This is a genomic window from Actinomyces sp. HMT 175 (assembly GCF_016694895.1).
Classification (GTDB): Bacteria; Actinomycetota; Actinomycetes; order Actinomycetales; family Actinomycetaceae; genus Actinomyces; species Actinomyces oris.
Map to the genome: position 1 here is coordinate 2,441,290 of NZ_CP068012.1, position 24,110 is coordinate 2,465,399.

The 24,110-nt window shown below is 69.6% G+C and carries 24 protein-coding genes and 1 pseudogene; 13 read left to right on the forward strand and 12 right to left on the reverse strand.

The features are described from left to right. The first annotated feature begins 141 nt into the window (after positions 1–141). Together JJJ14_RS10230 and JJJ14_RS10235 are read left to right on the forward strand one after the other, a co-directional pair. The gene (locus JJJ14_RS10230; protein WP_075373846.1) at positions 142–678 is read left to right on the forward strand and encodes a hypothetical protein; all 537 of its coding nucleotides are present in this window, start codon (positions 142–144) and stop codon (positions 676–678) included. 276 nt (positions 679–954) lie between these two features. Further along, the gene (locus tag JJJ14_RS10235; RefSeq protein ID WP_201444047.1) at positions 955–1,536 is read left to right on the forward strand and encodes a YagU family protein; all 582 of its coding nucleotides are present in this window, start codon (positions 955–957) and stop codon (positions 1,534–1,536) included. A 555-nt stretch (positions 1,537–2,091) separates the two neighbouring features. On the opposite strand, the gene JJJ14_RS10240 is transcribed toward JJJ14_RS10235, so the two are convergent. Together JJJ14_RS10240 and JJJ14_RS10245 are read right to left on the reverse strand one after the other, a co-directional pair. Beyond that, positions 2,092–2,847, reverse strand: coding sequence for a hypothetical protein (locus JJJ14_RS10240; protein WP_233431570.1), 756 nt, complete (start codon positions 2,845–2,847; stop codon positions 2,092–2,094). A gap of 45 nt (positions 2,848–2,892) precedes the next feature. After that, the gene (locus JJJ14_RS10245; protein WP_101558733.1) at positions 2,893–3,873 is read right to left on the reverse strand and encodes a 1,4-dihydroxy-2-naphthoate polyprenyltransferase; all 981 of its coding nucleotides are present in this window, start codon (positions 3,871–3,873) and stop codon (positions 2,893–2,895) included. A 177-nt stretch (positions 3,874–4,050) separates the two neighbouring features. On the opposite strand from JJJ14_RS10245, the gene JJJ14_RS10250 reads away from it, so the two are divergent. Both JJJ14_RS10250 and JJJ14_RS10255 read left to right on the forward strand, forming a co-directional pair. Beyond that, complete coding sequence (locus tag JJJ14_RS10250; RefSeq protein ID WP_201444048.1) at positions 4,051–5,109, forward strand: ADP-ribosylglycohydrolase family protein; 1,059 nt, start codon at positions 4,051–4,053, stop codon at positions 5,107–5,109. Next, on the forward strand, positions 5,106–6,038 hold the full coding sequence (locus tag JJJ14_RS10255) for a PfkB family carbohydrate kinase (RefSeq protein ID WP_201444049.1): 933 nt from the start codon (positions 5,106–5,108) through the stop codon (positions 6,036–6,038). The genes JJJ14_RS10250 and JJJ14_RS10255 overlap by 4 nt, the downstream gene beginning before the upstream one ends. Here JJJ14_RS10255 and JJJ14_RS10260 read toward each other — a convergent pair. Beyond that, positions 6,022–7,386 (reverse strand): AMP-binding protein, encoded by a 1,365-nt coding sequence (locus JJJ14_RS10260; protein ID WP_201444050.1) that lies wholly within the window; start codon positions 7,384–7,386, stop codon positions 6,022–6,024. The two genes, JJJ14_RS10255 and JJJ14_RS10260, sit on opposite strands and share 17 nt — an antisense overlap. A 111-nt stretch (positions 7,387–7,497) precedes the next feature. Between JJJ14_RS10260 and JJJ14_RS10265 the strand changes: the two genes are divergently transcribed. Beyond that, positions 7,498–7,941, forward strand: a complete 444-nt coding sequence (locus JJJ14_RS10265) for a PLD nuclease N-terminal domain-containing protein (RefSeq protein WP_009407058.1) — start codon at positions 7,498–7,500, stop codon at positions 7,939–7,941. 45 nt (positions 7,942–7,986) lie between these two features. On the opposite strand, the gene JJJ14_RS10270 is transcribed toward JJJ14_RS10265, so the two are convergent. After that, positions 7,987–8,757 carry a hypothetical protein gene (locus tag JJJ14_RS10270; protein WP_236592808.1) on the reverse strand — a complete coding sequence of 257 codons (771 nt, stop codon included), beginning with the start codon at positions 8,755–8,757 and terminating at the stop codon, positions 7,987–7,989. Beyond that, positions 8,754–9,494: a histidine phosphatase family protein gene (locus tag JJJ14_RS10275; RefSeq protein ID WP_075373838.1), complete on the reverse strand. Its 741-nt coding sequence runs from the start codon at positions 9,492–9,494 to the stop codon at positions 8,754–8,756. The genes JJJ14_RS10270 and JJJ14_RS10275 overlap by 4 nt, the downstream gene beginning before the upstream one ends. A 60-nt stretch (positions 9,495–9,554) precedes the next feature. Between JJJ14_RS10275 and dapD the strand changes: the two genes are divergently transcribed. The 4 genes from dapD (at position 9,555) to JJJ14_RS10295 (ending at position 14,206) form a co-directional block, all read left to right on the forward strand. Continuing rightward, on the forward strand, positions 9,555–10,538 hold the full coding sequence (dapD, locus tag JJJ14_RS10280) for a 2,3,4,5-tetrahydropyridine-2,6-dicarboxylate N-succinyltransferase (RefSeq protein WP_201444051.1): 984 nt from the start codon (positions 9,555–9,557) through the stop codon (positions 10,536–10,538). A gap of 178 nt (positions 10,539–10,716) precedes the next feature. Beyond that, positions 10,717–11,496, forward strand: a complete 780-nt coding sequence (locus JJJ14_RS10285) for a succinate dehydrogenase cytochrome b subunit (RefSeq protein WP_201444052.1) — start codon at positions 10,717–10,719, stop codon at positions 11,494–11,496. Beyond that, complete coding sequence (locus JJJ14_RS10290; RefSeq protein WP_201444053.1) at positions 11,493–13,454, forward strand: fumarate reductase/succinate dehydrogenase flavoprotein subunit; 1,962 nt, start codon at positions 11,493–11,495, stop codon at positions 13,452–13,454. Before JJJ14_RS10285 ends, JJJ14_RS10290 begins: the two co-directional genes overlap by 4 nt. Then, a complete protein-coding gene (locus JJJ14_RS10295; RefSeq protein WP_201444054.1) occupies positions 13,451–14,206 on the forward strand; it encodes a succinate dehydrogenase/fumarate reductase iron-sulfur subunit in 756 nt (251 codons plus the stop codon). Before JJJ14_RS10290 ends, JJJ14_RS10295 begins: the two co-directional genes overlap by 4 nt. 126 nt (positions 14,207–14,332) lie before the next feature. Here JJJ14_RS10295 and JJJ14_RS10300 read toward each other — a convergent pair whose 3' ends face one another. Beyond that, complete coding sequence (locus JJJ14_RS10300) at positions 14,333–15,160, reverse strand: class I SAM-dependent methyltransferase (protein WP_201444055.1); 828 nt, start codon at positions 15,158–15,160, stop codon at positions 14,333–14,335. Positions 15,161–15,332: 172 nt separating this feature from the next. Further along, entirely contained in the window at positions 15,333–15,692 is a 360-nt protein-coding gene (locus JJJ14_RS10305) for a MerR family transcriptional regulator (RefSeq protein WP_201444056.1), read from the reverse strand. Between the two features lie 104 nt (positions 15,693–15,796). Here JJJ14_RS10305 and JJJ14_RS10310 point away from each other — a divergent pair, with 104 nt between their 5' ends. Beyond that, a complete protein-coding gene (locus tag JJJ14_RS10310; RefSeq protein WP_236592809.1) occupies positions 15,797–16,951 on the forward strand; it encodes an MFS transporter in 1,155 nt (384 codons plus the stop codon). Positions 16,952–16,961: 10 nt separating this feature from the next. On the opposite strand, the gene JJJ14_RS10315 is transcribed toward JJJ14_RS10310, so the two are convergent. Both JJJ14_RS10315 and JJJ14_RS12755 read right to left on the reverse strand, forming a co-directional pair. Then, on the reverse strand, positions 16,962–17,612 hold the full coding sequence (locus JJJ14_RS10315) for a helix-turn-helix transcriptional regulator (RefSeq protein WP_236592947.1): 651 nt from the start codon (positions 17,610–17,612) through the stop codon (positions 16,962–16,964). 180 nt (positions 17,613–17,792) lie between these two features. After that, positions 17,793–17,918, reverse strand: a pseudogene (locus tag JJJ14_RS12755) (DeoR family transcriptional regulator); the annotation flags it as partial. Between the two features lie 80 nt (positions 17,919–17,998). Here JJJ14_RS12755 and JJJ14_RS10320 point away from each other — a divergent pair. After that, positions 17,999–18,400, forward strand: coding sequence for a VOC family protein (locus JJJ14_RS10320; protein WP_201444058.1), 402 nt, complete (start codon positions 17,999–18,001; stop codon positions 18,398–18,400). A 56-nt stretch (positions 18,401–18,456) separates the two neighbouring features. Then, positions 18,457–19,305: a VOC family protein gene (locus JJJ14_RS10325; RefSeq protein WP_201444059.1), complete on the forward strand. Its 849-nt coding sequence runs from the start codon at positions 18,457–18,459 to the stop codon at positions 19,303–19,305. A gap of 229 nt (positions 19,306–19,534) precedes the next feature. Here JJJ14_RS10325 and JJJ14_RS10330 read toward each other — a convergent pair whose 3' ends face one another. Continuing rightward, positions 19,535–20,956, reverse strand: coding sequence for a citrate synthase (locus tag JJJ14_RS10330; RefSeq protein ID WP_070510519.1), 1,422 nt, complete (start codon positions 20,954–20,956; stop codon positions 19,535–19,537). A 240-nt stretch (positions 20,957–21,196) separates the two neighbouring features. Between JJJ14_RS10330 and JJJ14_RS10335 the strand changes: the two genes are divergently transcribed. After that, entirely contained in the window at positions 21,197–22,432 is a 1,236-nt protein-coding gene (locus tag JJJ14_RS10335) for an ATP-binding protein (protein ID WP_201444060.1), read from the forward strand. 16 nt (positions 22,433–22,448) lie between these two features. Here JJJ14_RS10335 and dapC read toward each other — a convergent pair whose 3' ends face one another. Both dapC and fdxA read right to left on the reverse strand, forming a co-directional pair. Next, positions 22,449–23,657, reverse strand: coding sequence for a succinyldiaminopimelate transaminase (gene dapC / locus JJJ14_RS10340; protein ID WP_201444061.1), 1,209 nt, complete (start codon positions 23,655–23,657; stop codon positions 22,449–22,451). 54 nt (positions 23,658–23,711) lie between these two features. Next, the gene (gene fdxA, locus JJJ14_RS10345) at positions 23,712–24,062 is read right to left on the reverse strand and encodes a ferredoxin (protein WP_201444062.1); all 351 of its coding nucleotides are present in this window, start codon (positions 24,060–24,062) and stop codon (positions 23,712–23,714) included. Between the last annotated feature and the right edge of the window lie 48 nt (positions 24,063–24,110).

Below are 24,110 nucleotides of genomic sequence, written 5' to 3' on the forward strand. Positions count from 1 at the left end.
CACATAGCCGTCTATGACGATCATCACTCGTGACGGGCGTCGTCGGGTTCTTCCTCGAGCTCCATGGACGACGGCGTTCCGGACCCGCAAGAGCGGGCCATCCCGCTCTGACACTGCACCAGCAACCGCATAGGAGAACTCATGCGATTCACCGCTACACGTGCCAAGACCCTCGCCACCTCGCTCCTCATCGTGACCGCCGGCCTCGGTCTGGCGGCCTGCTCGGGTTCCAGCTCGAGTGACTCGACCACTCCCGCCACGAAGCAGACCGCGGGCAAGACCAGCGACGGCGGTGTTGCCACGCCCAGCGCTGACAGCAAGATGACCGGTGGCGCCACCGGTGGAAGCGCCCAGCCCACTGCTCCCCAGGGTCAGCAGCCCGGCGGTGACAACCAGCAGGGTGGACAGCAACCCGGTCAGCAGGGCGGTGCGGACAGCAGCGCAGGCACCCAGCAGGGTGGTCAGCAGCCCGGCGGTGACAACCAGCAGGGCGGCCAGCAGCAGGGCGGCGACAACCAGCAGGGTGGCCAGCAGCAGGGCGGTTCCCTTCAGGGCGACAACCAGCAGGGAGGCCAGCAGCCCGGTCAGCAGCAGGGTGGACAGCAGCCCGGCCAGCAGGGTGGTGCGGACAGCAGCGCCGGTGCCCAGCAGGGTGGACAGCAGGGCGGCGGCAACTGAGCCGGTAGACCTGCGTTATCCGTCTGGCGAGGGCCTCGTAGCAGCAATGGCTGCGGCGAGGCCCTCGCCGGCTTTTCTCCACGGTTCGACGTCGGCCGCACCACGGCGCAACGGAGGCGAGCGAGGGGATCCTGACGACGTTGCGGCCCGGCCGCCTCCCGTGCCAGGCTTCCGGGAGGCCGGGCCGGTGGACAACGGACGACTAAGACACCGTTCGATCTGCAAGCCGTCCACCGGCCCGGTCTCCGTGTTTGCTCCCTCAACCTGGAGACACCCATGCTGTCCACTCTGCTGAAGAGGACCGACCCTGCGCGGCGCCGAGTCGGCACCGCGATCATCGTCGGCATCATCGGAGGCTTCTTCTCCGCCATCGTCAAGTTCGGCTGGGAGGTCCCCTTCCCGCCCCGCACGCCGGAGCGCAATGCCACCAACCCGCCCCAGCAGCTCCTGGAGCAGCTGGGGATGACCCCGGAGCAGTCCCACACCGCCGTCACCTTCAACGGCAATGAGGGGCTGCCGATCTACTCCTTCATCATCCACTTCAGCTTCGCGATCGTCTTCGCCGTCTTCTACTGCGTCATGGCGGAGTACTACAAGTCGATCACGCTGTGGCAGGGGGCCGCCTTCGGTCTGCTCGTGTGGGTGGGGGCGCACCTGGTGCTCATGCCGCTGACGGGCACGGTGCCCTCGCCCTTCCCGTGGGTCGCCGGTGGGCAGACCTGGGCGGAGCACTTCTCCGAGGCGCTGGGGCACGTCATCTGGTTGTGGTCGATCGAGCTCGTGCGCCGGGATGTGCGCAACCGCATCACCCACCAGCCCGACCCGTGGGTTCCGCTCGACGCCGAACCGGCCCGCTGAGCCCTCAGGGCTTGGTGCGTCTCTCATCGGTGCGGCGGTCGGCGTCCGCCAGTACTCCACGAGGGTCGGGGGCTACTGGGGGAGCCTCGGGTGTACTCCACGGGGGCCGGGGTCTCGTGCAGTACGCACAAACCTCGTCCAGTGCACCCCCATCCTCGTGCAGTAGGGCGACTCGGGACGGGAGTGGGCCGGAGCCGACGTCGAACTATGGCCTCCGTGTTCTTGAGCAGGAGCCGAAAGGGGACAGGCAGGGGAAGGACCGGCCAGCGCAGGTGAGAGAGCCCACCCCGCCACCTAGACCCCGCAGAGTCGTTCAGCCCTACGGCTCAGTGTCCACAGTGCTGACATCAACGAGCCCATCACGAAAGCCCTCGCCAAGAATCGTTGAAATTCCGCGATTTCTCCTCGGTGCGCATCGCCGGTGAGGGATTGATGTCAGCACCGTGGACACCAGCGACCCTCCAGACCTCTCCCCCTCTGCCCACACTGATGCAGTACCGGTCGCGGGGCGAAGGCCGACTCCGACCGCGGGCACCCGGAGGCGTGAGGTCCGGGCTACCAGGGAAGGAAGCCCGGGTAGGACTCGAAGGGGTAGAGCCGCCTGGGCAGGTACTGCTTCTGCTCCGCCCACTCGATGAGGGAACGCCAGTCGCGGGCGATACGCTCCTGAGCCTCCTGACGCCGGTCGTCAGGTCGAGACAGGCGCACGAATCCGGGGATAATCGTCGAAGTTCTGTCCAACCGCCAGAACGTGCCCTGCTTGTCGAATGCCTTGACCAGCGCCATGCGATCCCTCGGCGGGAGACCCGCCAGCGGATCGGGGCGATCCCCCTGCACCGCCCCGGCCCCAACGAACCTGGCCCACTGCTCCATGGTCGTCAGATGCAACGCCAGATTGTGAGTATCGGGAGGTGTGAAGCCGTGGATGTCATAGGGCGCCTCCTGAAGGTCCACACGCGCCGTCTCCCGAAAGGCCACCCAGGGGATGTCCTTGCGCCACCACCAGCATCCGATGAACCGGAAGATGTGCACGCCCGAGGCGTTGAACACGGTGAAGCTCAGCAGCCGGATCCCCATGAGAGAGGCCACGAGCAGGGCCCCCACCACAAAGGCCCAGATCTCGTTCCCGTCGGGCACCCCCATCAGCTCCAGAAGCACTCCGACGGTGATTCCCACGACAGCCGCCAGAGGCGGGCCCGCAACGAGATGCAGCAGGATGTACCCCGGGTTGCGCAGTGCGGTGAAGATGAGGAATCGCCGCTCGATCCAGCGGGACGGAACCAGCGCCCAGTCGATGTACTTCGTTGACACCCTGAGATCTCCCCGCATGAGATTAGCGCTCTCCAGAACCCGGGCTCACAGGGTGATGATGACGGTGGCGGCGGCGAAGACGACGCCGTAGGCCAGCTCCAGCAGGCCGGCGTCACGCAGGGAGGCAATAAGAGCGCGCCCCCGGGCGCCGGAGCGGACCGGCGCGGTGGCCCGGCGCACCAGTGGCAGGAGCAGGAGCGGCGCCGCCAGCGCGATGACCAGGGTCAGCAGCGGACTGATGTGCCCACCGCCGTCGACGGGGCTGGCCGAACCGGTCTCGCGCGCCCATACCAGGGCGACCGGCCCCAGCAGCAGAGGCACGTGAAGCATGAGGGAGAAGGCGCGCCGGGCGCCCTCCTCCCCCAGGCGGACCGCCAGGGTCATCTTGCCGTGGGCGGGATCAGTGTCGATGTCGCGCAGGTTGTTGACCATGAGCAGGGAGCAGGCAAGCAGGCCGATCCCGCAGGCCGAGGGCCACAGCCACCCCGGTACCGTATCGGCCTGGACGTAGGTGGTGCCCACCGTGGCCACCAGGCCGAAGAAGACGAAGACGAAGACCTCCCCCAGGCCGGCGTAGCCGTAGGGGTGGGAGCCTCCGGTGTAGAACCAGGCGGCCGCGATCGCCGCGGCCCCGACGGCGAGCAGCCACCACTGGCCGCTGAGGACCACGAGTGCCAGGCCCAGGAGGGCTCCGATCCCGAAGCAGCCGAAGGCGGCGAGCTTGACGGTGCGGGGGGCGACCTGCCCGGAGGCGGTCAGGCGCGGCGGCCCGGTGCGATCGTCGTCGGTGCCGCGCACGCCGTCGGAGTAGTCATTGGCCAGGTTGCAGCCGATCTGCAGCGCCAGGGCCACGCCCGCAGCCAGCAGGCTCCGCAGCACTGAGAGCTCCCCCATCGCGGCGGCTGCCCCGGCGCCCAGGATGACGGGGGCGACGGCGGCCGGCAGGGTGCGCAGTCGCACCACCTCCCCCCAGCTGGTGGCGCGGGGGACGCTGTTCTGCGCGTGCTCGCCGTTCTCGCCGCTCACGGCTTCCTCCGATCCTCTCGCAGTCCTCTAGGGTAGGCGGCAGTGACCCTACCAGCGCCGTGGCCCTCACCGGTGCGGCGCCTGAGCCACACCTCGGCCGGTAAGGCAGCCGGCACCGCGATCGCCAGAAGGACTTCCGTGAGACACCCCGATTCCCGCCCTCGCACTCCTTCACCCATGCCTGGGCCCGCGGCGGCTGAGCCCCTGGCACGCGAACGCGCCCTGGGAGCGCTGACCGGGCTGGCCCTGGGCGACGCTCTGGGGATGCCCACCCAGTCGATGAGCCCGGCACAGATCCGCCGGTGCTACGGCGAGATCACCGGGCTGCGAGACGCCGTCGCCGAGCAGCCCATCGCCCCCTCAGTACCTGCCGGCAGCGTCACGGATGACACCGAGCAGGCTCTCATCCTGGCCGGTCTCCTCATTGACGGTGGTGGCCGCATCGACCCCCACCAGCTCGCCGATGCCCTCCTGCGCTGGGAGGATGATATGCGCGCCCGTGGGTCCCTGGATCTGCTGGGGCCCTCCACCAAGCTCGCTCTGGAGCGGGTGCGCGCCGGGGCGGACCCGCACTGCACCGGCAGACAGGGCACCACCAACGGCGCCGCGATGCGGGTGGCTCCAGTTGGCATCGCCTTCTCCGTGAGTGCCGACGGCGACGCGCTGGCCCGGGCTGTTCAGGCCTCGTGCCTGGTCACCCACGACACCCGGCAGGGCTTCGAGGCCGCAGGTCTCCTCGCCGCAGCGGTCAGCGCGGCCATCGACGGCGTCGACGCGGCGGGGGCGTTGGGGGCGGCGCTGGACTTCGTGGCCGCCCACCCCGAGGCGGGCCACTGGACGGAGAAGGCCTCCGTTGCCGCCCGCACCCGCCTGGCCCTGGAGACGAGTCGCGATCTGCACGGGGAGGCCCTGGCCGAGCATCTGCGCACCTACGTCGGAACCTCGGTGGAGTCGGCCGAGTCGGTCCCCTGCGCGCTGGTGATCGTGCGGGAGTTCGCGCAGCGGCCCCTGGACGGGCTGTGCTTCGCCGCTGAGCTCGGGGGAGATACTGACACCATTGCTGCGATGGCCGGTGCGGTCCTGGGGGCGAGCGCGCCCCATCTTCTCCCCGTCGAGCTGGTCGATCGGGTGGTGGAGCGCTCCGGCCTGCGGCTCGAGCCGGTCTGTGAGGCGCTGCTGGCGCTGCGCGGCGGCGGGCGCTGTCAGCCAGACGCTTTGGAGCAGAGGCGGCCATGATGGGGCGGGTCATTCACACCGGCCAGGTCGTCATTGACCTGACCTTGCGCATTGAGGCGATTCCCGAGCCCGGCGGGGACGTGTTCGCCGACGAGTCCTCCATGGCGGTCGGTGGTGGCTTCAACGTGCTGGCCGCCGCCCGCCGGATGGGGGTCGAGACCCTGTACGCCGGGCCGCTGGGCGAGGGGCCCTTCGCCGAGGCGGCCCGGCGGGCCCTGGAGGAGATCGGGGTGGATCATGTCGGCCCGGTCGCAGCCGGCGACCAGGGCTACTGCGTGGCCATGACCGATGCGAGGGCCGAGCGCACCTTCATCTCCACCTGCGGGGCCGAGACTCGTGGCCCGGTGGATGCCTTCGACCATCTGGAGGTGAGTGGCGACGACGTCGTCTACCTCTCCGGCTACTCCCTGGCCGATGAGGCCTCCAGGACGGCGCTGGAGCGGTTGGCCGGGAGACTGACCAAGGCCCGAGCGGGGTGCACGGCACTGTTCGACGTCTCCCCCATGGTTGGTTCGGTCCCCATGAGCTCGCTGGAGCACCTCGGTGCGCTGGGGCCCGTCTGGTCTCTCAATGAGCGTGAGGCCGGGCTGCTCGCCGACCGCCTGGGGCTGCGGGTGGAGGCCGGTGACCACGCGGGCGTCTGCGAGGCACTATCGGGTCGGCTCGGCACCGTGCTGGTGCGGGTCGGGGAGCAGGGCTCCTGGTTCTCCGACGGCGGCGCGGCGCGCCATACTCCAAGCATCCCGGTGACACCGGTGGACACCAACGGGGCCGGTGACGCGCACTCCGGTGTCCTGGCCGCGGCCCTGGCCCGGGGCGTCGACCTGACGACGGCGCTGCGCTGGGCGAATGTGGCCGGAGCCTTGACCGTGACGCACTTCGGCCCGGCCACCTGCCCGACTGAGGCGGAGATCAGGGCTCTGGTGTAGAAGGCTCCGGGGTCACATCTGTCGTGGTCGCGGCGAGGAGCCGGGCGACCTCGCGCCGGTCGACCTTCCCGCTGGGGCGCAACGGCAGGGCCTCCAGGATGAGGACCCGTTTGGGGGCGTGGGCGCCGTCCAGCCGGGCGCGGGCGGCCTCGCGCAGGGCGGCACCGTCCCCCCGCTTCGGGCCCACCGGCTGCCGGCCCGGTTCAAGCACGACGGCGGCGACGACGGTGCTTCCCCACTGCTCGTCGGGCAGGCCGATGACGCAGGCCTCGGCCACGCCGTCGATAACGGTGAGGGCCTCCTCCACGTGGCGGGGCTCGACCTTGACGCCCCCGGTGATGATGACGTCGTCCAGGCGGCCCAGGACCTCCAGGCGCCCGTCGGGGTGCAGCCGGCCGCGGTCGGAGGTGGCCAGGACGCGACTGGTGCCGCTGCGGTGGAAGCCCTCGCCGGCGTTGGGCCTGCCTGCGGGGCTGTGGCTGGGGGTGTCGAGGTAGTCCTCGGCCAGGACGGGACCGTAGATGAGGATGCGGCCGGCGCCCTCGGCGTCGGGGGCCTGGATGGCGATCTCGACCCCCTCCAGGGGGCGGCCGTTGTAGACGCAGCCCCCGCCGGTCTCGCTCATGCCGTAGGTGGTGACCACGGTGACGCCCGCCCCGCGAGCCCGGTCCAGGAGCGCGGGGTCTGCGGCGGCGCCGCCCAGGAGGACGGCGTCGGCTCTTGCCAGGGCCCGGCGGGCCTGCGGGGCCTGTAGGACCCGCACCAGCTGGGTGGGGACCAGGGAGACGTAGAGCCGGGAGGCGGCCGCCCCGGTGGACCGACGCGCCGAGCTCAGGGCCTCCGCGAGCGCCGTCGGGCTGAATCCTGAGCTCGTGTCGACCACGACGGGCTCGGTTCCTGCGTCCAGGGAGCGGATGAGGATCTGCAGGCCGGCGACGTGGTGGGCCGGCAGGGGCAGGAGCCAGGTTCCCGGGCCGCCGAGGCGCGCGTGGGTGGCCCGGGCGGAGGCCATGAGGGCGGCGGCGCTCATGGCGATGAGTCGGCCGGTACCGGTGGTGGAGCCCGACGTGCGCAGGATGAGGTCGGTGCGTGCCGGGACGCGGGTGATACGGCGGGCCAGGTCGGACCGGACCTGGGCGGGGTCCTCCCCGGGGGCAATGGGGACGAGCAACGGGAGTGGTAAGCCCGTCCGGTTCTCACCGTCCTCGGCGGCGGGGGCCGGGAGTCCATCGCAGGTGGTAAGCAGGCCGCGCAGGGCCAGGCGCTCGGCGAGGGCGGTGCGCAGGACGGCGACGTCGTCGGGGGCGGTTCCGCCGGTCAGGAGGCGGAGGGCGGGTGGGGCGGGCACCCCATGATCGTGCCACGGCCAGGGCCCGATGGGGACGGGCAGGCGGCTGGGCGGGGGCGGCCGGGCAGGTGAGGGGTCTGCGGAGCTCTCCGGCTCGGTTAGGGTTGGACCATGCGTATCGTCCTCATCGTCCTGGTGTTCGCTCTGACGCTGTACGCCCTGTTGGACTGCGCACGCACGCCGGATGAGAGCATGCCGGCGCGGATGCCGAAGTACCTGTGGATCACCCTGGTCGTGCTGTTCCCGACCATCGGCCCGATCGCCTGGATCATCTTCTCGCGGGTCAAGGCCGCTGAGGAGCGCGGCGGCTACGTCGAGCCCACCGTGTGGTCCTCCAAGGAGGGCACGACCTTCCGTCGCCCGCAGCGTCCCCGGCCCATGGCGCCCGACGACGACCCGGAGTTCCTCAGGGACCTGGAGCAGGACATCCGTCGTCGCAAGCACCACCCGCAAGAGCCCACCGGCGCTCCCGACGCCAGCAATGACGGAGCTGACGAGGATCCTGAGGCCGGCGAGACGGGCGGGACCGACCGCTCCGGGACCGACTCACACTGACCAGCACTGACGGGTGCGCGCCGGCCCGGCCTCGGCGCCCTGTTCTCAGGGCAGGGCGTGGCGGGCCTGGGGCCAGGGGGTGGTGTCGACGTCGTAGCCGTGGGCGGCGGCGTGGATGAGCCAGTCACCGGGGATCCAGGTGCGCCCGACGAGCTGGGGGTGCTCGGGCATGTAGCGCACCGACCACAGGATGAGGACGAGCTCGGCCCACTGGGCCCTGACCTTGAGGCGCACCGAGCCGGAGGCGTTGGCGGCGGCGATGACGATCTCACCGGTGGCGGTGAGCTGGACCTCCTGGATGTCGGCGTAGGAGATGGGCATGACGCCCTCCCCCGTGCCCAGGTAGATGCCGTGGGTGGACACGGTCAGGCGGGCGCCGGCCAGGTGGCGCCACTTCTCGACGGCGTCGGCCTCGGCGGCGCGTCGTCGCCGGTGGTTGAGGTAGGCCTGTCCGCCGAAGAAGGCGGCCGTCAGGGCCAGGCCGACGGGGCCGCCCGCCAGGAAGAAGCCCCGGGAGGGGTTGTAGGTGGCGTCCCCGCGCCGCCACATGAGCAGTTCGGCGTCGCAGGTGGCCAGCATGACCTCCCCGGATCCCAGGGCAGGGCGCACGGGGTCGATGGTCGGTGAGACCGGGTTGGGGCGGCGGCCCTGGCGGGTGGCGGTCAGGACGGCGGCGGTGTGCCACCACACGAAGTCCTGTCCGGTCCAGGGGCGGCGCGGGGCGGGGCGGGCGCGGCCGGGGCGGCCGACCTCGCCGGGCGGGCCGGTGCGCACGACCTCGCCGCCGAGCGGGCGCGAGGGCGGCTGCTGGGTCACCGGGCCGCCTCGACGTGCCCGGCGGGACTGACAGGGCTGGCAGAACTGCCTGGGCTGCCGGGGCTGACACTGCCCGCGGTCTGGGCGGAGGAGGTGCCGGGCACCATGTCGCGGGCCTGTCGCAGCAGATCGCCGGCCGGCTCCCAGTAGGCCAGCCCCACCAGGGTGCGGTCCTCGAAGGTCAGGGAGGTCAGGGAGGCCAGGGCGCACTGGCGGCGGCGCGGGTCGTGGGCCAGGGGGCGGCCCTCCAGGAAGAGGCGCAGCGACCAGACAGGCAGCTGGTGGGAGACGAGGAGCGCCTCGTGGCCCTCAGCGAGGTCGAGCGCGGAGACGACGGCGCCGCGCATGCGCTCGACGATCTCCCGGTAGGGCTCGCCCCAGGAGGGGCGCAGCGGGTTGACGTAGCTGGACCAGTAGGTGGGGTGGGCCAGGATCCAGCGGTTGCGGTTGACGGCCACGCCCTCGAAGGAGTTGCCGGCCTCGATGAGGCGAGGATCCGTTGTCGGCGCCAGGCCGAAGGCCGCGGCGGTGGGGGCACCGGTCTCCCGGGCCCGCTCCAGGGGTGAGGTGATGACCCGGGTGATGTCGTGCCCGGAGGCGGACAGGACGTCGGCGACCTGCTGGGCCATCTGGTGGCCCAGGGTGGACAGGTGGTACCCGGGCAGACGGCCGTAGAGGATGCCGCCTGGGTTGTGCACCTCGCCGTGCCGCATGAGGTGGATCGTCGTGCGCGCCATGCGGTGATTCTCGCACGCCCACCGGCAACGGTCAGCCACCAGGGACCGTAGGGTGTTCCCATGACGACTCGCAGCGCCTGGGGTCTCGGCCTGGCTACCGTGACCGACGACGGCAACACCCTCGACGTGTGGTACCCCCGACCGGTTCTCGGCGACGAGCCCGAGGACGGGCACGCCGACCTCTTGGCCTCCCTGAGCGCCATGGAGCGCCGCGATGAGGCCCGTGGCGTCCATACCACCGTGGTGCGCACCTGGGCCGACCTCGACGACGCCCCCCAGACCGTGGCCGGCGCCTACCTGCGCCTGCACACACTGTCCCACCGCCTGGTCAAGCCCAACACCGTCAATCTGGACGGGATCTTCTCCCGCCTGCCCAACGTGGTGTGGACCTCCGCCGGCCCCTGCCGTGCCGAGGACTTCGAGAACACCCGCATGCGCCTGCGCGCCGCCGTGGGGCGCCCCGTCCAGGTGCACTCGGTGGACAAGTTCCCCCGCATGACCGACTACGTGCTGCCCTCGGGGGTGCGCATCGGCAACGGCGCGAACGTGCGCCTGGGCGCCTACCTGTCCGAGGGCACCACGGTCATGCACTCCGGCTTCGTCAACTACAACGCCGGGACGCTGGGGCGCTCCATGGTCGAGGGCCGCATCTCCCAGGGGGTCGTCATCGGCGACGGCTCCGACGTCGGCGGCGGCGCCTCCACGATGGGCATGCTCTCGGGCGGTGGGCGCCAGCGCGTGGCCCTGGGCAAGCGCTGCCTGCTGGGGGCGAACTCGGGGCTCGGGATCCCGCTGGGTGACGACTGCGTCGTCGAGGCCGGCCTGTACCTGACGGCCGGCACGAAGGTCTCCCTCATGCCGCAGGGCGGCGTGGTGCCCGGCAACCACGGCCTGTTCAAGGAGCCGCGCGTGGTCCCGGCCCGCGAGCTGGCCGGCGCCTCCAACGTCCTGTTCCGCCGCAACTCCCAGTCCGGCGCCGTCGAGGCGCTGGCCCGCGGTGGCAAGAGCATTGAGCTGGGCTCGCCCCAGCACGCCGGCCAGTAGGGCTCTCCTCCTACTCCCCCGCCGCCGCGCTTCTCGTACCGGCCGTCTTCCGCCTCAACCGCGGAAGGCGGCCGGTCGCGTTGGACGCCCCCTAAGGACAAGGTGCATTCCCCACACCAGCACCACAGTGTTCGTTATCATAGTGATGGGTTGTTCTACGCAATGGAGGGGAGGGCAGATGGCTGCGATATCCACGGCCGCCCATGTCCCCGAGTCTGCTCAGCCTGTTGGCGACGCGCTTCCTCCCCGGCGCAGGCGCCGCACCCCCGTGTGGGCCTCACAGCGCGTCCTCAAGGCGACGATGGCGATCACCGGCACGATCATGGCCCTGTTCGTCGTGGTCCACATGGTCGGCAACCTCAAGGTTCTCGCGGGCCCGCACGCCTTCAACGGCTACGCCGCCTGGCTGCGGCAGGTCGCCTACCCGCTCCTGCCGCAGGAGGGGCTCCTGTGGGCGATGCGCCTGGCCCTGGGGGCCTGCGTCGTGGCGCACATGGCTGCGGGAATCGCGCTGTGGCGCCGGGCGAGGAGCGCTCGCGGGGCCTTCCGGCGCCGGGCCCTGCCCGCCCGCACCATCGGCGCCCGTTCCATGCTGGCGACCGGCGTCCTCATCGGGGTCTTCGTCCTCATCCACGTCCTCGACCTGACCATCGGCCGCCTCATCGCCCCTGAGGGCTTTCAGGCGCCGACGACGTCGAACGGCGAGCTGCAGGTCAGCGCCTACCACAACCTCGTGGCGAGCCTGTCGCGCCCCGGCATGGCGCTCTTCTACAGCCTGGTCATGCTGGCACTCTCCCTCCATCTGGCGCAGGGCCTGTGGAACGTGGTCATCGACCTGGGCGGCACCGGCCCCAGGCTGCGCAAGGCCTGTCGCGCCCTCGCCCTGGGCGTGGCCCTGGCCGTCGCCGTCGTCAACGGCCTGCTGCCGGTGCTCATCTGCACGGGGGTGATCGGATGAGCGCGAGTGTGCCGGGTGCCGTCGGCGGCCTGTACGACGTCGGCGAGAACCTGGATGCGCGCCTGCCGGACTGTCCGCCCGAGCAGGCCTGGGCGCGCCGGCGCGACGAGTACCGCCTGGTCAATCCCGCCAACCGCCGCAAGCTGACCGTCATCGTGGTGGGCACCGGACTGGCCGGCGCCGGAGCGGCCGCGACCCTGGGACGCCTGGGTTACCGGGTGGAGTGCTTCAGCCTGCACGACGCCCCGCGCCGCGCCCACTCGGTGGCCGCGCAGGGCGGGATCAACGCCGCCCGGGCCCGCAAGGTCGACGGCGACTCCCTGACGCGCTTCGTCAAGGACACCGTCAAGGGCGGGGACTACCGGGGGCGGGAGGCCGACGTCGTGCGCCTGGGGCTGGAGTCCGGCCGGGTCATCGACCACATGGAGGCGATCGGAGCGCCCTTCGCCCGCGAGTACGGCGGCCAGCTCGCCACCCGCTCCTTCGGCGGGGTGCAGGTCTCGCGCACCTACTACACGCGCGGACAGACCGGCCAGCAGCTGGAGATCGCCTGCGCTCAGGCCCTCCAGGAGCAGGTCGCCGCCGGAAGCGTCCGCATGCACACCCGCACCGAGATGCTCGATCTCATCGTGGCCGACTCCCGCGCGCAGGGCATCGTCACCCGGGACCTGCTCTCCGGCGAGGTACAGGCCCACACCGCGCACGCCGTCGTGCTGGCCACCGGCGGCTACGGCAGCGTCTACCACTACTCGACCCTGGCCATGGCCTCCAACGCCACTGCCACCTGGCGCGCCCACCGGCGCGGGGCGGCCTTCGCCTCGGCCTGCATGGTGCAGTTCCACCCCACGGCGCTGCCGGTGAGCTCCCACTGGCAGTCCAAGACGACGCTCATGAGCGAGTCGCTGCGCAACGACGGGCGCATCTGGGTGCCCGTGCGACCCGGGGACGAGCGGGCCCCGAACGAGATCCCCGAGGACGAGCGCGACTACTACCTGGAGCGCAAGTACCCGGCCTTCGGCAACCTCACCCCGCGCGACGTCGCCTCGCGCAACGCCCGCGAGCAGATCGAGTCCGGCCGCGGCGTCGGGCCGCTGCGCAACTCGGTCTACCTCGACTTCCGCGACGCACTGGAGCGGCTGGGCAAGGAGACCATCGCCTCGCGCTACGGCAACCTGTTCGAGATGTACCTCGATGCCACCGGGGAGGACCCCTACGAGGTGCCCATGCGCATCGCCCCGGGAGCCCACTTCACGATGGGAGGGCTGTGGGTGGACTTCGACCAGATGTCCACCATCCCGGGACTGTTCGTGGGCGGGGAGGCCTCGAACAACTACCACGGCGCCAACCGCCTGGGGGCGAACTCGCTGCTGAGCGCCAGCGTGGACGGCTGGTTCGTGCTGCCACTGGCCGTGCCGAACTACCTGGCCGGGCTGGTGGGCAGTAAGCCCCTGAGCCCCGACGCGCCGGAGGCGCTCCAGGCCGTGGCCGACACCCGCGAGCGCATTGAGGCGCTCATGGCGGTGGGCGGGACCCACCGTCCGGTGTGGTTCCACCGCCGTCTGGGCGAGATCCTCTACACCGGCTGCGGGGTCAGCCGCTCCGAGGCGGGGCTGCTGCGTGCCCTGGAGGAGGTGCGCGCCCTGCGTGAGGAGTTCTGGGCCGACGTCACCGTGGTCGGTGGCCAGGCGCGCCTCAACCAGGAGCTGGAGAAGGCGCTGCGGGTCGCCGACTTCCTGGAGCTGGCGGAGGTCATGGTCCTCGACGCCCTGGACCGGCGCGAGTCCGCCGGCGCCCACTTCCGTGAGGAGTACGCGACCCAGGGCGGTGAGGCCCAGCGCAATGACGAGACCTGGTGCTCGGTATCGGCCTGGCAGACCGGGGACGATGGCGGGCACACGCGCCGCACGGAGCCGCTGAGCTTCTCGCTGGTGCCCATGCAGGTGAGGGACTACCGATGAGGATCGAGCTGGAGATCTGGCGCCAGGACGGGCCGCGGGCGCGGGGCTTCTTCGAGAGCCACGTGGTGGAGGACGCCGAGCCGCAGATGAGTCTGCTGGAGCTGCTCGACCGCCTCAACGACCAGATCATTGAGGCCGGTGGCGAGCCGGTGGTCTTCGAGTCGGACTGCCGGGAGGGGGTGTGCGGGGCCTGCGGCTTCCTCGTCAACGGGGTGCCGCACGGGCCGCTGGACACGACCCCGGCCTGCCGTCAGCACCTGCGGGCCTTCCCGGGAGTGAGACGCTTCCGGTTGGAGCCGTGGAGGTCGGCGGCCTTCCCGGTCATCCGGGACCTGGTGGTGGACCGCACGGCACTCGATGAGCTCATCCGGGCGGGTGGGACCGTGGACGTGGCTGCGGGGACCGCACCGGATGCCGACGACATCGCCCAGGGGCACCTGCAGGCGGAGCGGGCACTGGACTTCGCCGCCTGCATCGGCTGCGGGGCCTGTGTGGCGGCCTGCCCGAACGGGGCGGCGGCGCTCTTCGCGGGGGCGAAGCTGGCGCACCTGTCGCTCATGCCGCAGGGGAGCATCGAGCGGGGGCGCCGAGCTCGGGCGATGACGCGGGAGCTCGATGCGCTCTTCGGGCCGTGCTCTGAGTTCGGCGAGTGCCTGCCGGCCTGCCCGGCGGGTATCCCGATCGAGGCGATCGCGCTGCTCAGCCGGGAGGTGCTGCGCGCCGGTCTGCGCGGGGCGACCCGCGACGACTAGGGCCCGTTGCACAAATAGGGACGCGTCCGCGAGTTCGTACCTTAGGTCGCGCGTTCGCACCCTTGACCCGTCGAACGCGCGAGCTAAGGTACGACCGCGACGTCGACGACCGGCGAGAAGCGGGGCTCAGGCTGCGGGCTTGTGGGCGACGAGGGAGATGCCGACCATGTCCTTCTCGTAGCGCTTGAAGATGGCTGCCATCTCCTGGACGCGCTGGCGCAGCGCCTTGTCGGCGGCGACGTTGCGGGCGATCCGCAGGAAGCCGCCCAGGCCCTCGTCGCGGATGTTGCGTCCGACCTTGAGCAGGGCCATGGGGGCGGTGTCGACCCAGTCAACGACGAGTCCGGCGCCCTCCATGAGCTCCTTCCAGGCGGCCGCCGTCATGGGGCGGGCGTTGACGTGGATGGAGCGGGCCAGGTCGCGGCGCAGCTGGGTGTAGTAGTCCTCGTCGATGTCGTCGGGGGTGACGCCGAGCTCGTGGATGGCGTAGCGCCCGCCGGGGCGCAGGACGCGGGCGGCCTCGGCGACGATGGCGGCCTTGCCCTTGTCCCCCTGCATGGTGAGCATGGCCTCGCCGACGACGACGTCGGCGCTGGCCTCGTCCAGGCCTGTGTCGGCGGCCTCGCCCTGGCGGACGGCACCGAGGTCCCCGACGACGGCGGCCACGCGCCGGGCGGCGTCGGGGTCGCGGTCGATGGCCGTGTAGGAGGCAGGGTGATCCTTGATGATCTCGGCGGCGGTACGCCCCAGGCCCGGGGCGAGCTCGACGACGTCAGCGCCGGCGAGGCCGGCGCGGCTGAGCATGGCGGCGGACAGGGCCGCGCCGCCAGGACGCAGGACGCGCTTGCCGGCGCGGGCCAGGACCCAGTGGCCGGGGGCTGAGGCGATGGGGCGGTCGGCGTGAGGCAGAGGCAGGTCGGTCGAAGCGGCAGAGGCAGCAGGCTTCTTGCTCATAAGGCCAGCCTAACCACAGTGGTTGCGGTTCGGACAGAGTTCGCCGTCGATGACTCTGCAACGCGAGCAGGACTCCCCGACGGCTCAGGCCTCAGAAGATAAACGCCAGCGTGGCAGCCAAGTTCGGCTCGCGCCCGCCAAGTAAGACACCAGCACGCAGCTATATGGCGGGCTAGGCAGATGCGACGTGTTGAAGGTTGTCGAGGAGGCTCCTGATGACCTCGGCGCCGCTCGCGAGCGCGTCAATCTGTTCTTCGACGTCGCGGAGCCGACGGCGCAGCTCGGGCGCGACCGAGGGGCACGCCCTCAACGCACCGCTTTCTGTGGCACATGGCAGCACCGTCCTGATGAGCGAGAGGGGCAAGCCGGCGTGGGACAGCGCGACGATCTGGCGGGCGGCGAGAACCTCTCCAGCACCGTAGTCGCGATAGCCGTTGTCACGACGCACGGGCGCCAGCAGCCCCTCAGCCTCGTAGTAGCGCAGCATCCGTGGACTGGTCCCAGCATGCCGGGCAGCTTCGTTGATGCGCATACGCCCCTCTTCGATCAACTTACTGGACCGCGCCAGCATCTCTTGACATTGACAGCACTGTCAAGGCTTAGCGTTGAGGCGCTCTCAACGGACTGGAGGACGTTATGGACCGAAAACTTTCACTACTCGGGTTCGCGGTCATGTTCCTGATCGGTTCGGACACCTTCGTCGTCGCACCACTACTGCCATCGCTTGCCAAGACATACGACGTGTCGACGACGCAGAGTGGCTGGCTGGTCAGCATCTATGCGATCGGATACGCGCTCACCGGCCTGGTGTCCGGACCAATCTCGGACCGAGGTAACCGCCGGATCATCCTTACGCTTGGGATGGTGGTTTTCGCATTGGCAACAGTCGCCTGTGCAATTTCGCCGAGGTTCTGGACAATGTTCACCTTCCGTTTTATCACTGGCGGTGCGGCGGCCGTTGCTGCACCGCAGGTATGGGCGATGATTCCCGCCCTCGTCGGCCCGGATCAGAAGCGCATTCTGCGCGTCATGGGATATACGACCGCCGGACTGTCCATCGCTCAGGTTGTCGGGGTCCCTCTCGGAAGTCTCCTCGCAATCATAGACTGGCGCATTGTCTTCCCCATCATCGGGGTCTGTTCGTTGGGGCTAACAGTCACGCTCTGGTACCAGATCCCTGATATCCACCCGACCGCGGCGGCTAAGAAGGTGCCATACCTGACCCTGCTCCACGCGCCGCAGGCGATCACACGATTCCTGTCCTACCTCGTGTACACGCTGGCGTTCTTCACCGTGTTCACCTACGCACCGACCTGGTTGGAGGACGGCCTGGGCACGTCGAAGGTCACCGTGGCGCTCATCATCCTGGCCGGCGGGGTCGGTAACACGATCGGCAGCCTTTTCGGCGTCCGACTGACCGGCCGTATGACCCCCACCCAAGCCATCTACCTGAGCGCCGTAGTGATGGGCATCGCCTATCTGACGCTCGCCATATCTCCGCCTCCGATCGTTGTGGGGTTGGTATTCCTGCCCCTCTTCGCCTGCGGAGGCGCAATGCTCAGCGTCCGCATGCTCCACCTGCAGCAACTTGACAGCACAGCGCGCGGCACCATCTCCACCCTCACTAGCGCCGTGATGTACCTCGGTACAACGGTGGCAGGGATTATCGGTGGCCCACTGCTCACTCTCACCGGCAACTTCACCGCTATCGGTATCACCGCGTTCCTGTTGAGCACCGTCAGCGCACTGATGATCCGCCCAAGCCATCTCAGAACTGAGGTCGATATCTGACACCGATTCATCATTGTGCGGAACCGTGATGCGCAACCAGTTCTGAGCCGATACGGGCGAGTTCAGACCGCAGGCAAGGTGGTGACAAGACGTCGATGCGGTCACCCCACCCCGCAAGCCTCTCAGCCAATCCGACTAGCATGTGGGCGCGAACTTCAACAACGCTCACGTCACCCTCCTCAAGGAGAGTGAAATACCTTCCAAACTGGTAACGCAGCACAGGAACGATCGATGAGTGCACCCGCAGCACCGCAGCAATCCCGGACCGCTTTCCCTCAATGACGTCCGCTTGAGCATCCCAATAGGCGGCGACATCAAAATTTTTCGGAGGGTCGAACACCTCATTCGTCACGACCACCTCATCAAACCGCGATACTCGATATATCCGCATCCCACATTCACCATCAGCGATGAGGTACCAGACACCTACCTTATTCACCAGCCCCAGGGGAAGCAGACGCCGAACACTACACTCCCCATTTTTTGACCGATAGGAGGCAACCACCACTCGGCGCTGGGCGACGACATCACAAAGTTGGCTTAGGCCCGACGTTGCATCAGCCGTCAACTCACCCCAGGCAACACGGTCATCATGAACTGCCTTCATCAACCGTTCAGCCTCATCACGCAAAGAAGACGGTAAGGCCTGGATAAGCTTCATCGTGGGCACCCGAGTTTCCGGGTCCTTCAGTGCCGCCGTTCCTAGCATCCGCGACAGCGCTCGCGCCTCGCCCGCAGACATACCAGTCAGATCAGTTCGAGCACCTCCGACAAGGCGCCAGCCACCACCTCGCCCCGGCTGTGAGTAGACCGGGATTCCCGCCGTCGAGAGGGCTTCGAGGTCTCGTCTGGCAGTAGCTGGCGAGATCTCGAGCTCCGCAGCCACCTGGGAGGCAGTCATCCTCCCACGCGATTGGAGGCGCAACAGGAGGGCGATCAGACGGTCTGCACGCACACTAAAGATCATCTCAGACAATGGTGCGCACCGGATGAGCACTTTCAGTTCTAGGTTGGGTGCCACAAGGCATCTCACCGAAAGGACACGCCATGACCATCCTGCAGGGACTCACTACGATGGTTCTTACCGCTGATGACGTCGACGCCGCCTCTCGCTGGTACGCAGACCTGCTGGGCATCACTCCGTATTACCGCAGTCCACAAACCGGCCCTTGCGCCTACACCGAGTTCCGCATCGGTCCGGACGAGGACGAACTGGGCATCATGGATCGCTCCTTCATAACACCGTCCCCGAGTTCGACAACATCACCCATCACCTACTGGCACACCGACGATATTCACACGACGTTCACCACCCTCGTTGCGCATGGGGCACGTACTCACACTCCCACCACCTCACGCGGAGGCGGGTTCACAACAGCATCTATCGTTGATCCGTTCGGGAACACGGTCGGCATCATGCACAGTCCTCACTGGAGGGCGCGCCACTAGAGATGGGGGCCACAACACTTCAGCGGCCCCAACACTTGTCACGCTACGGTGTTCACATGGACCAGCTCATCACTCCCGCCATCCGATGCAACGGCACCGTTGACGAAGCGGCCCGGTTCTACGCCGATGTCTTCCGCGAGGGCTCCGTCGTCGAGGAGGTGCCCGGCTACGCGGCCACGGTCAGCATCCACGGGTTCCGTCTCTCGCTCATCAACGGCGGCGACCAGGACGCCCCGAACCCGTCGATCAGCTGCATCCTGAACTTCGATCCGCTCCTGTTCGGTGGCGAGGAGCAGGCCCGGGCCTACCTCGATGAGCTCTATGAGCATCTCTCCGCCGGCGGTGTGCTCACGGAGCTGGGCGAGTACCCCTTCTCGCCGCGCTACGCCTGGGTTCGCGACCGCTTCGGCATGACCTGGCAGCTCATGCTCACCGACCCGGCCGGCGAGCCGCGCCCCTTCATCCTGCCCTCCTTCATGTTCGGCGGCACCAACCACGCCAACGCCGAGGAGGCCACCGAGGCCTGGATCGCTCTGTTCGACGACGCCCGCCGCGGGGCCCTGCGTCGCTACGGGGAGGGCGGGCCGATAGAGGCGGGGGCCGTCATGTTCACCGACTTCACGCTGCGCGGCACCTGGATGGCAGCCATGGACTCGGGGGCCTTCCACGACTTCACCTTCACACCCGGGGTTTCCATGATCGTCTCCTGCCGGGACCAGGAGGAGATCGACCGCTACTGGGCGGGGCTGTCGGCCGTGCCCGAGGCCGAGCACTGCGGCTGGTGCGTCGACCGCTGGGGCGTCTCCTGGCAGGTCGTCCCCCACAACATTGCCGAACTCATGGCCGACGCCGCCACCCGCGAGAAGCTCCTGCGCATGAGCAAGATCAACCTGGCCTGCCTGTAGGCGAGGAGACGCGCTGGACGGCCCAACGCCCTGATCGACGACGTACTTCTGCGTCGGGGACGTACTTCTCCCCCAAACCACTGCGGGCGGACCTCAGTGGTTTGGGGGAGAACGCAGTCCTCGTCGGGAATGTACGTTCCCGAACCGCATCGCCCGGCCCCAGACAACCGGCCACAGACAATCAGCCCTGGGCAACCGGCGTGGCCCGTGAAGCTCAGACTCTGGTGACTCAGACCCTGGTGACGCGGTCGAGGCTGGGGACACCGGCGCGGGTGGCCGGGTACTGGCCGTCGTCGTGCTTGCGGCGGTGCATGGCCACGTAGTGGCGCTCGGTGGAGCCGTCGTAAACCTGTCGGGGCCGCCCGATGCGCTTGGCGGGATCGGCGATCATCTCGCGGTACTGGGCGATCCAGCCCGGCAGGCGCCCCAGGGCGAACAGGGGCGTGAACATCTTCGTGGGGAAGCCCATCGCCTGGTAGATGAGGCCGGTGTAGAAGTCGACGTTCGGGTAGAGGCTGCGCGAGACGAAGTACTCGTCGCGCAGCGCCGTCTCCTCCAGCTCCATGGCGATCTCGAGCTTGCGGTCGCCGTCGTCGGAGCCCAGGCGGGTCAGAACGTCGTGGGCGGTCTCCTTGACGATGGCGGCGCGCGGGTCGTAGTTCTTGTAGACCCGGTGGCCGAAGCCCATGAGCCGCACTCCGTCCTCCTTGTCCTTGACCTTGCGGACGAACTCGGCCGTGCTCATCCCCGAGCTCTGGATGGTGTCCAGCATCCGCAGGACGGCCTCGTTGGCGCCGCCGTGCAGCGGCCCGGACAGGGCGCCCACGCCCGCGGCCACGGAGGCGTACATGTTGGCGTCGGCCGAGCCCACGAGGCGCACCGTGGAGGTTGAGCAGTTCTGCTCGTGGTCGGCGTGCAGGATGAGCAGCATGTCCAGGGCCCGCACCACGGCCGGGTCGATCTCGTAGGACTGGTAGGGCATGCCGAAGGTCAGGCGGATGAAGTCCTCGACGTAGGAGCGCTGCGGGTCGGGGTAGAGCAGCGGCAGTCCGATGGCGCGCCGGGCGATGTAGCTAATCATCGTGGGCATCTTGGCCAGCAGCAGCACGGTGGCGAGCTCACGCTCGTAGGGGTCGTGCGGGTCGAGGGTGTCCTCGTAGTAGGTTGCCAGGCCCGCGATCCCGGCCTGGAGGATCGCCATCGGGTGGCCCGACGAGGGGAAGGAGGTGAAGAAGCCGCGGAAGTCCTCATGCAGGAGCCGGTGGCGCGAGATGCGCCGCTCCATGCGCGCGAAGGACTCGCGGTCGGGCAGATCGCCGTTGATGAGGAGGTAGGCGACCTCCAGGAAGGTCGAGGACTTGGCCAGCTCCTCGATCGGGTAGCCGCGGTAGCGCAGGATCCCGGCCGCGCCGTCGATGTAGGTGATCTGCGAGGTGCACGACGCCGTGTTGGTGAAGCCCGGGTCGAGCGTCACCACGCCGGTGGAGCCCAGCAGCTTGGACACGCCCAGGCCGTCGGCGCCGTCGGTCGCCGGGGTGCGCGGCAGCTCGAGGTTGGTGCCGTCAACGGCCAGCAGGCCAGGACCGCCGACGGCGCTGGTCCGGCTCTGCTCGGGCTGCTCGGCCGCGGCGGTGGTGGGGGTGCTCGTCATCATGCCTCCTGGGGGGCTCGGGGCCGCACGCATCGCGACGGCGAGACCTGGGCCCACGGGGTTCCGGCGGGCCCAGCGTCCACTGTACGGGGTGCGTCGTCACGGCGTCGTTTCATGGGCTCATCGCGGGCCACCGGATCGGCCGATCAGCCCGGATCAGCCCGCCGGGGGCAGCAGCCGGACGCCCACCCGCGCTTGATAAACTTATCAAGCCAGTCGCTTGTTGATAAACTTATCAGCATGAGGACTCCCCTTGACTCGCCGTTCAGCCCAGGCTCAGACACGGTGCCTCTGGTGTGGGCGGGGCGCATCGAGCACCTCAGCGACTGGCGAGACACCCTTCGCCCGCGCCGCGCCGCCGGCATCCACGAGCGCGGCCGCACAATCCTGGGGGAAGCCGGCTCCGGAAAGTCCGCGTTGGTGCGCCGGATCGCGAGTGAGGCCTTGGAGGATGGCGACTGGGTCACGCCGCAGCTGCGCATCCCGTCGGGGAGCGACCCCATCAAACGAGTCGCCTCGGCTCTGCTGACCCTCGCCGACACGGCGGGTCTGCCAGCAGCCAGGGAGCAGCGCATCGGCGACCTCCTGCGCCGCGTTGAGTCCGTGGCAGCCTCCGGCATCTCCCTGTCCGTGCGCGCCCAGGACGGCCCCGAGCCGTATTCCGCCCTGACTGATCTGCTCATTGAGATCGGCCGTGCGGCCACCAAGCGCCATGCCGTGGTGATGATCCACATCGACGAGGTCCAGAACATCACTGATGAGCACGCGCGCTCCCAGCTGCTCATCGCCCTGGGTGACGCGCTCACTCACGAAGAGCCCACGACCCTTCCCGGCGGACTGAGCGTTGGCTCGGCGCTGCCTATCGCCGTCTACCTGACCGGGCTGCCCGAGTTCGCGGACATGGCCGGAGCCCGATCCGGTGCCACCTTCGCGCGCCGCTTCCAAACCACCACGCTGGAGACCATCGACGACGACGACCTCCTGACCGCACTCCACCCCTTCATCAGCCAGGGATGGCCCATCACCACGGCCGACGGCGGCACAGATCGGATCTTCATGGAGCCCGACGCCCAACGCGCCATCGTCGAGCTCTCCTGCGGAGAGCCATTCCTTTTCCAGCTCGCCGGGCAGTGCGCCTGGCACGCCAGCACTGACAGCATCATCACCGCCGAGCACGTCCGTACCGGATGGAGCAGGCAGGCGGTCCACGAGGCGGAGTCGCATGTGCAGCGCATCCTCGACCGGCTCCCACCACGCGAGAGGGAGTTCGTCGAGGCAATGGCCGAGCTCGCACCCGAGGAGCGTTCTCTGACGAACATCGCTAACCGGCTCGGCCACAAGAGGGCCACGGACGCGGGCCCCACCGCGCAGCGGCTCGACCTGACCCGCAGGATTATCCGGCGCGGTAGGCCCTACCGATTCCAACACCGCGCCGTCGGGGCCTATCTCACTTCCGAGTGGCCCGAGGTCGACTGACCGGGACCGGCCGGTCTCAGCCGGCGAAGAGGGCGGCGGCATCGGGCGAGCGCAGGCGCGCGGCGGCGGCGGCCACTCGCTCGTCAGTGTCGGTCAGGCTCATCCGCACCCGCCCGGCTCCGGCCTCGCCGTAGAAGTCGCCGGGGGCCACGACGATTCCGAGCTCGGCGAAGGCCCCCACGAGCTCGTAGGCGCTCATCGACTCGGGCCCCCGGAGCCACAGGTACAGGCCGGCCACGGAGGCCGGATCGTTGACGAGCCCGGCAGCAGCGGTCGCCTCGACGAGCACCTCACGGCGCTCCCGGTAGACCTCCTTCTGCACCTCCATGTGCGCCTCGTCGCCGAGGGCGGCCACGAGGGCTGCCTGCACCGGAGTCGGCATGAGCATGCCGGTGTGCTTGCGCACCTCGGTGGCAGCGCCCACGAGCCGCGCGTCGCCGGCGAGGAAGGCCGCCCGGTAGCCGGCCAGGTTGGACTGCTTGGACAGGGAGTACAGGGCGAGCAGGCCGCTTCGGCCCGCGGCTCCCCCGACCCGGGGGTCCAGGAGGCTCGGGATCGGCTGGGTGTCCCACGGAGCCTCCCAGCCGAGCTCGGCGTAGCACTCGTCGGAGATGACGACGGCGCCCCGCGCCCGGGCCCAGGCGACGATCCGGGCCATCTGCTCGACGCTCAGGACGTGCCCGTCGGGGTTGCCGGGGCTGTTGAGCCAGACGACGGCCACGGGCGCGTCCTCGGCGATGCCCCAGGTGGCGGGGTCGGCGTCGGTGTCCACCGGGACGGGGGTGGCCCCCACAAGGCGGGCGCCGACGTCGTAGGTGGGGTAGGCGGCACGCGGGTGCAGAACGAGGTCGCCGGGATGCACCCCCAGGTGCAGCGGCAGGAGGGCCACGGACTCCTTGGAGCCGATGGTGGGGATGACCTCGTCATCACCGAGGCCGGCTACGCCCCGACGTCGCTCCATCCACTCGGTGATGGCGGCACGCACCACGGGGGCGCCGACCGCCGTCGGGTAGCCGGGGGCGTTGGCCGCCGAGAACAGGGCGTTGCGGGCGATCTCAGGGGTGGGGTCGACGGGCGTGCCCACCGCGAGGTCGACGACGCCGTCCGGGTGCTGGGCAGCCCGCTCCCGGTAGGGGGTCAGCGAGTCCCAGGGGAAGTCGGGCAGGGCGAGTCGGCGGGGCAGGTGGAGGCTGGGGAGGGTCTCAGGTGTCGCGCTGGTGGTCACGGGCCCTGATTCTTCCTCACGGGCCGGGGGCGTCTCCACCCCCGGCCCGCAGGCTCAGTAGCCGTTGGCCTCTTTCCACTCCTCGTTCTGCGGGGGCAGGGCGGCGATCATGGGGTCGTCGTAGTCCAGCGCGCCGGTCCTCTGGGCGCCGCCGGGCGAGCCGAGTCCCTTGAGCTCGAAGAAGTCGATGTTGGCGCGGGTGTAGTCCTCCCACTCGTCGGGAACATCGTCCTCGTAGAAGATCGCCTCGGTGGGGCAGACGGGCTCGCAGGCGCCGCAGTCGACGCACTCGTCGGCGTTGATGTAGAGGCTGCGTTCACCCTCGTAGATGCAGTCGACGGGACACTCGTCGACGCAGGCGCGGTCCTTGACGTCGACGCAGGGCTGGGCAATGACGTACGTCATGGCAGCAGTGTCCTTTCTTCTCAGGGGAATCCTCCCGCGCGGGTGAGC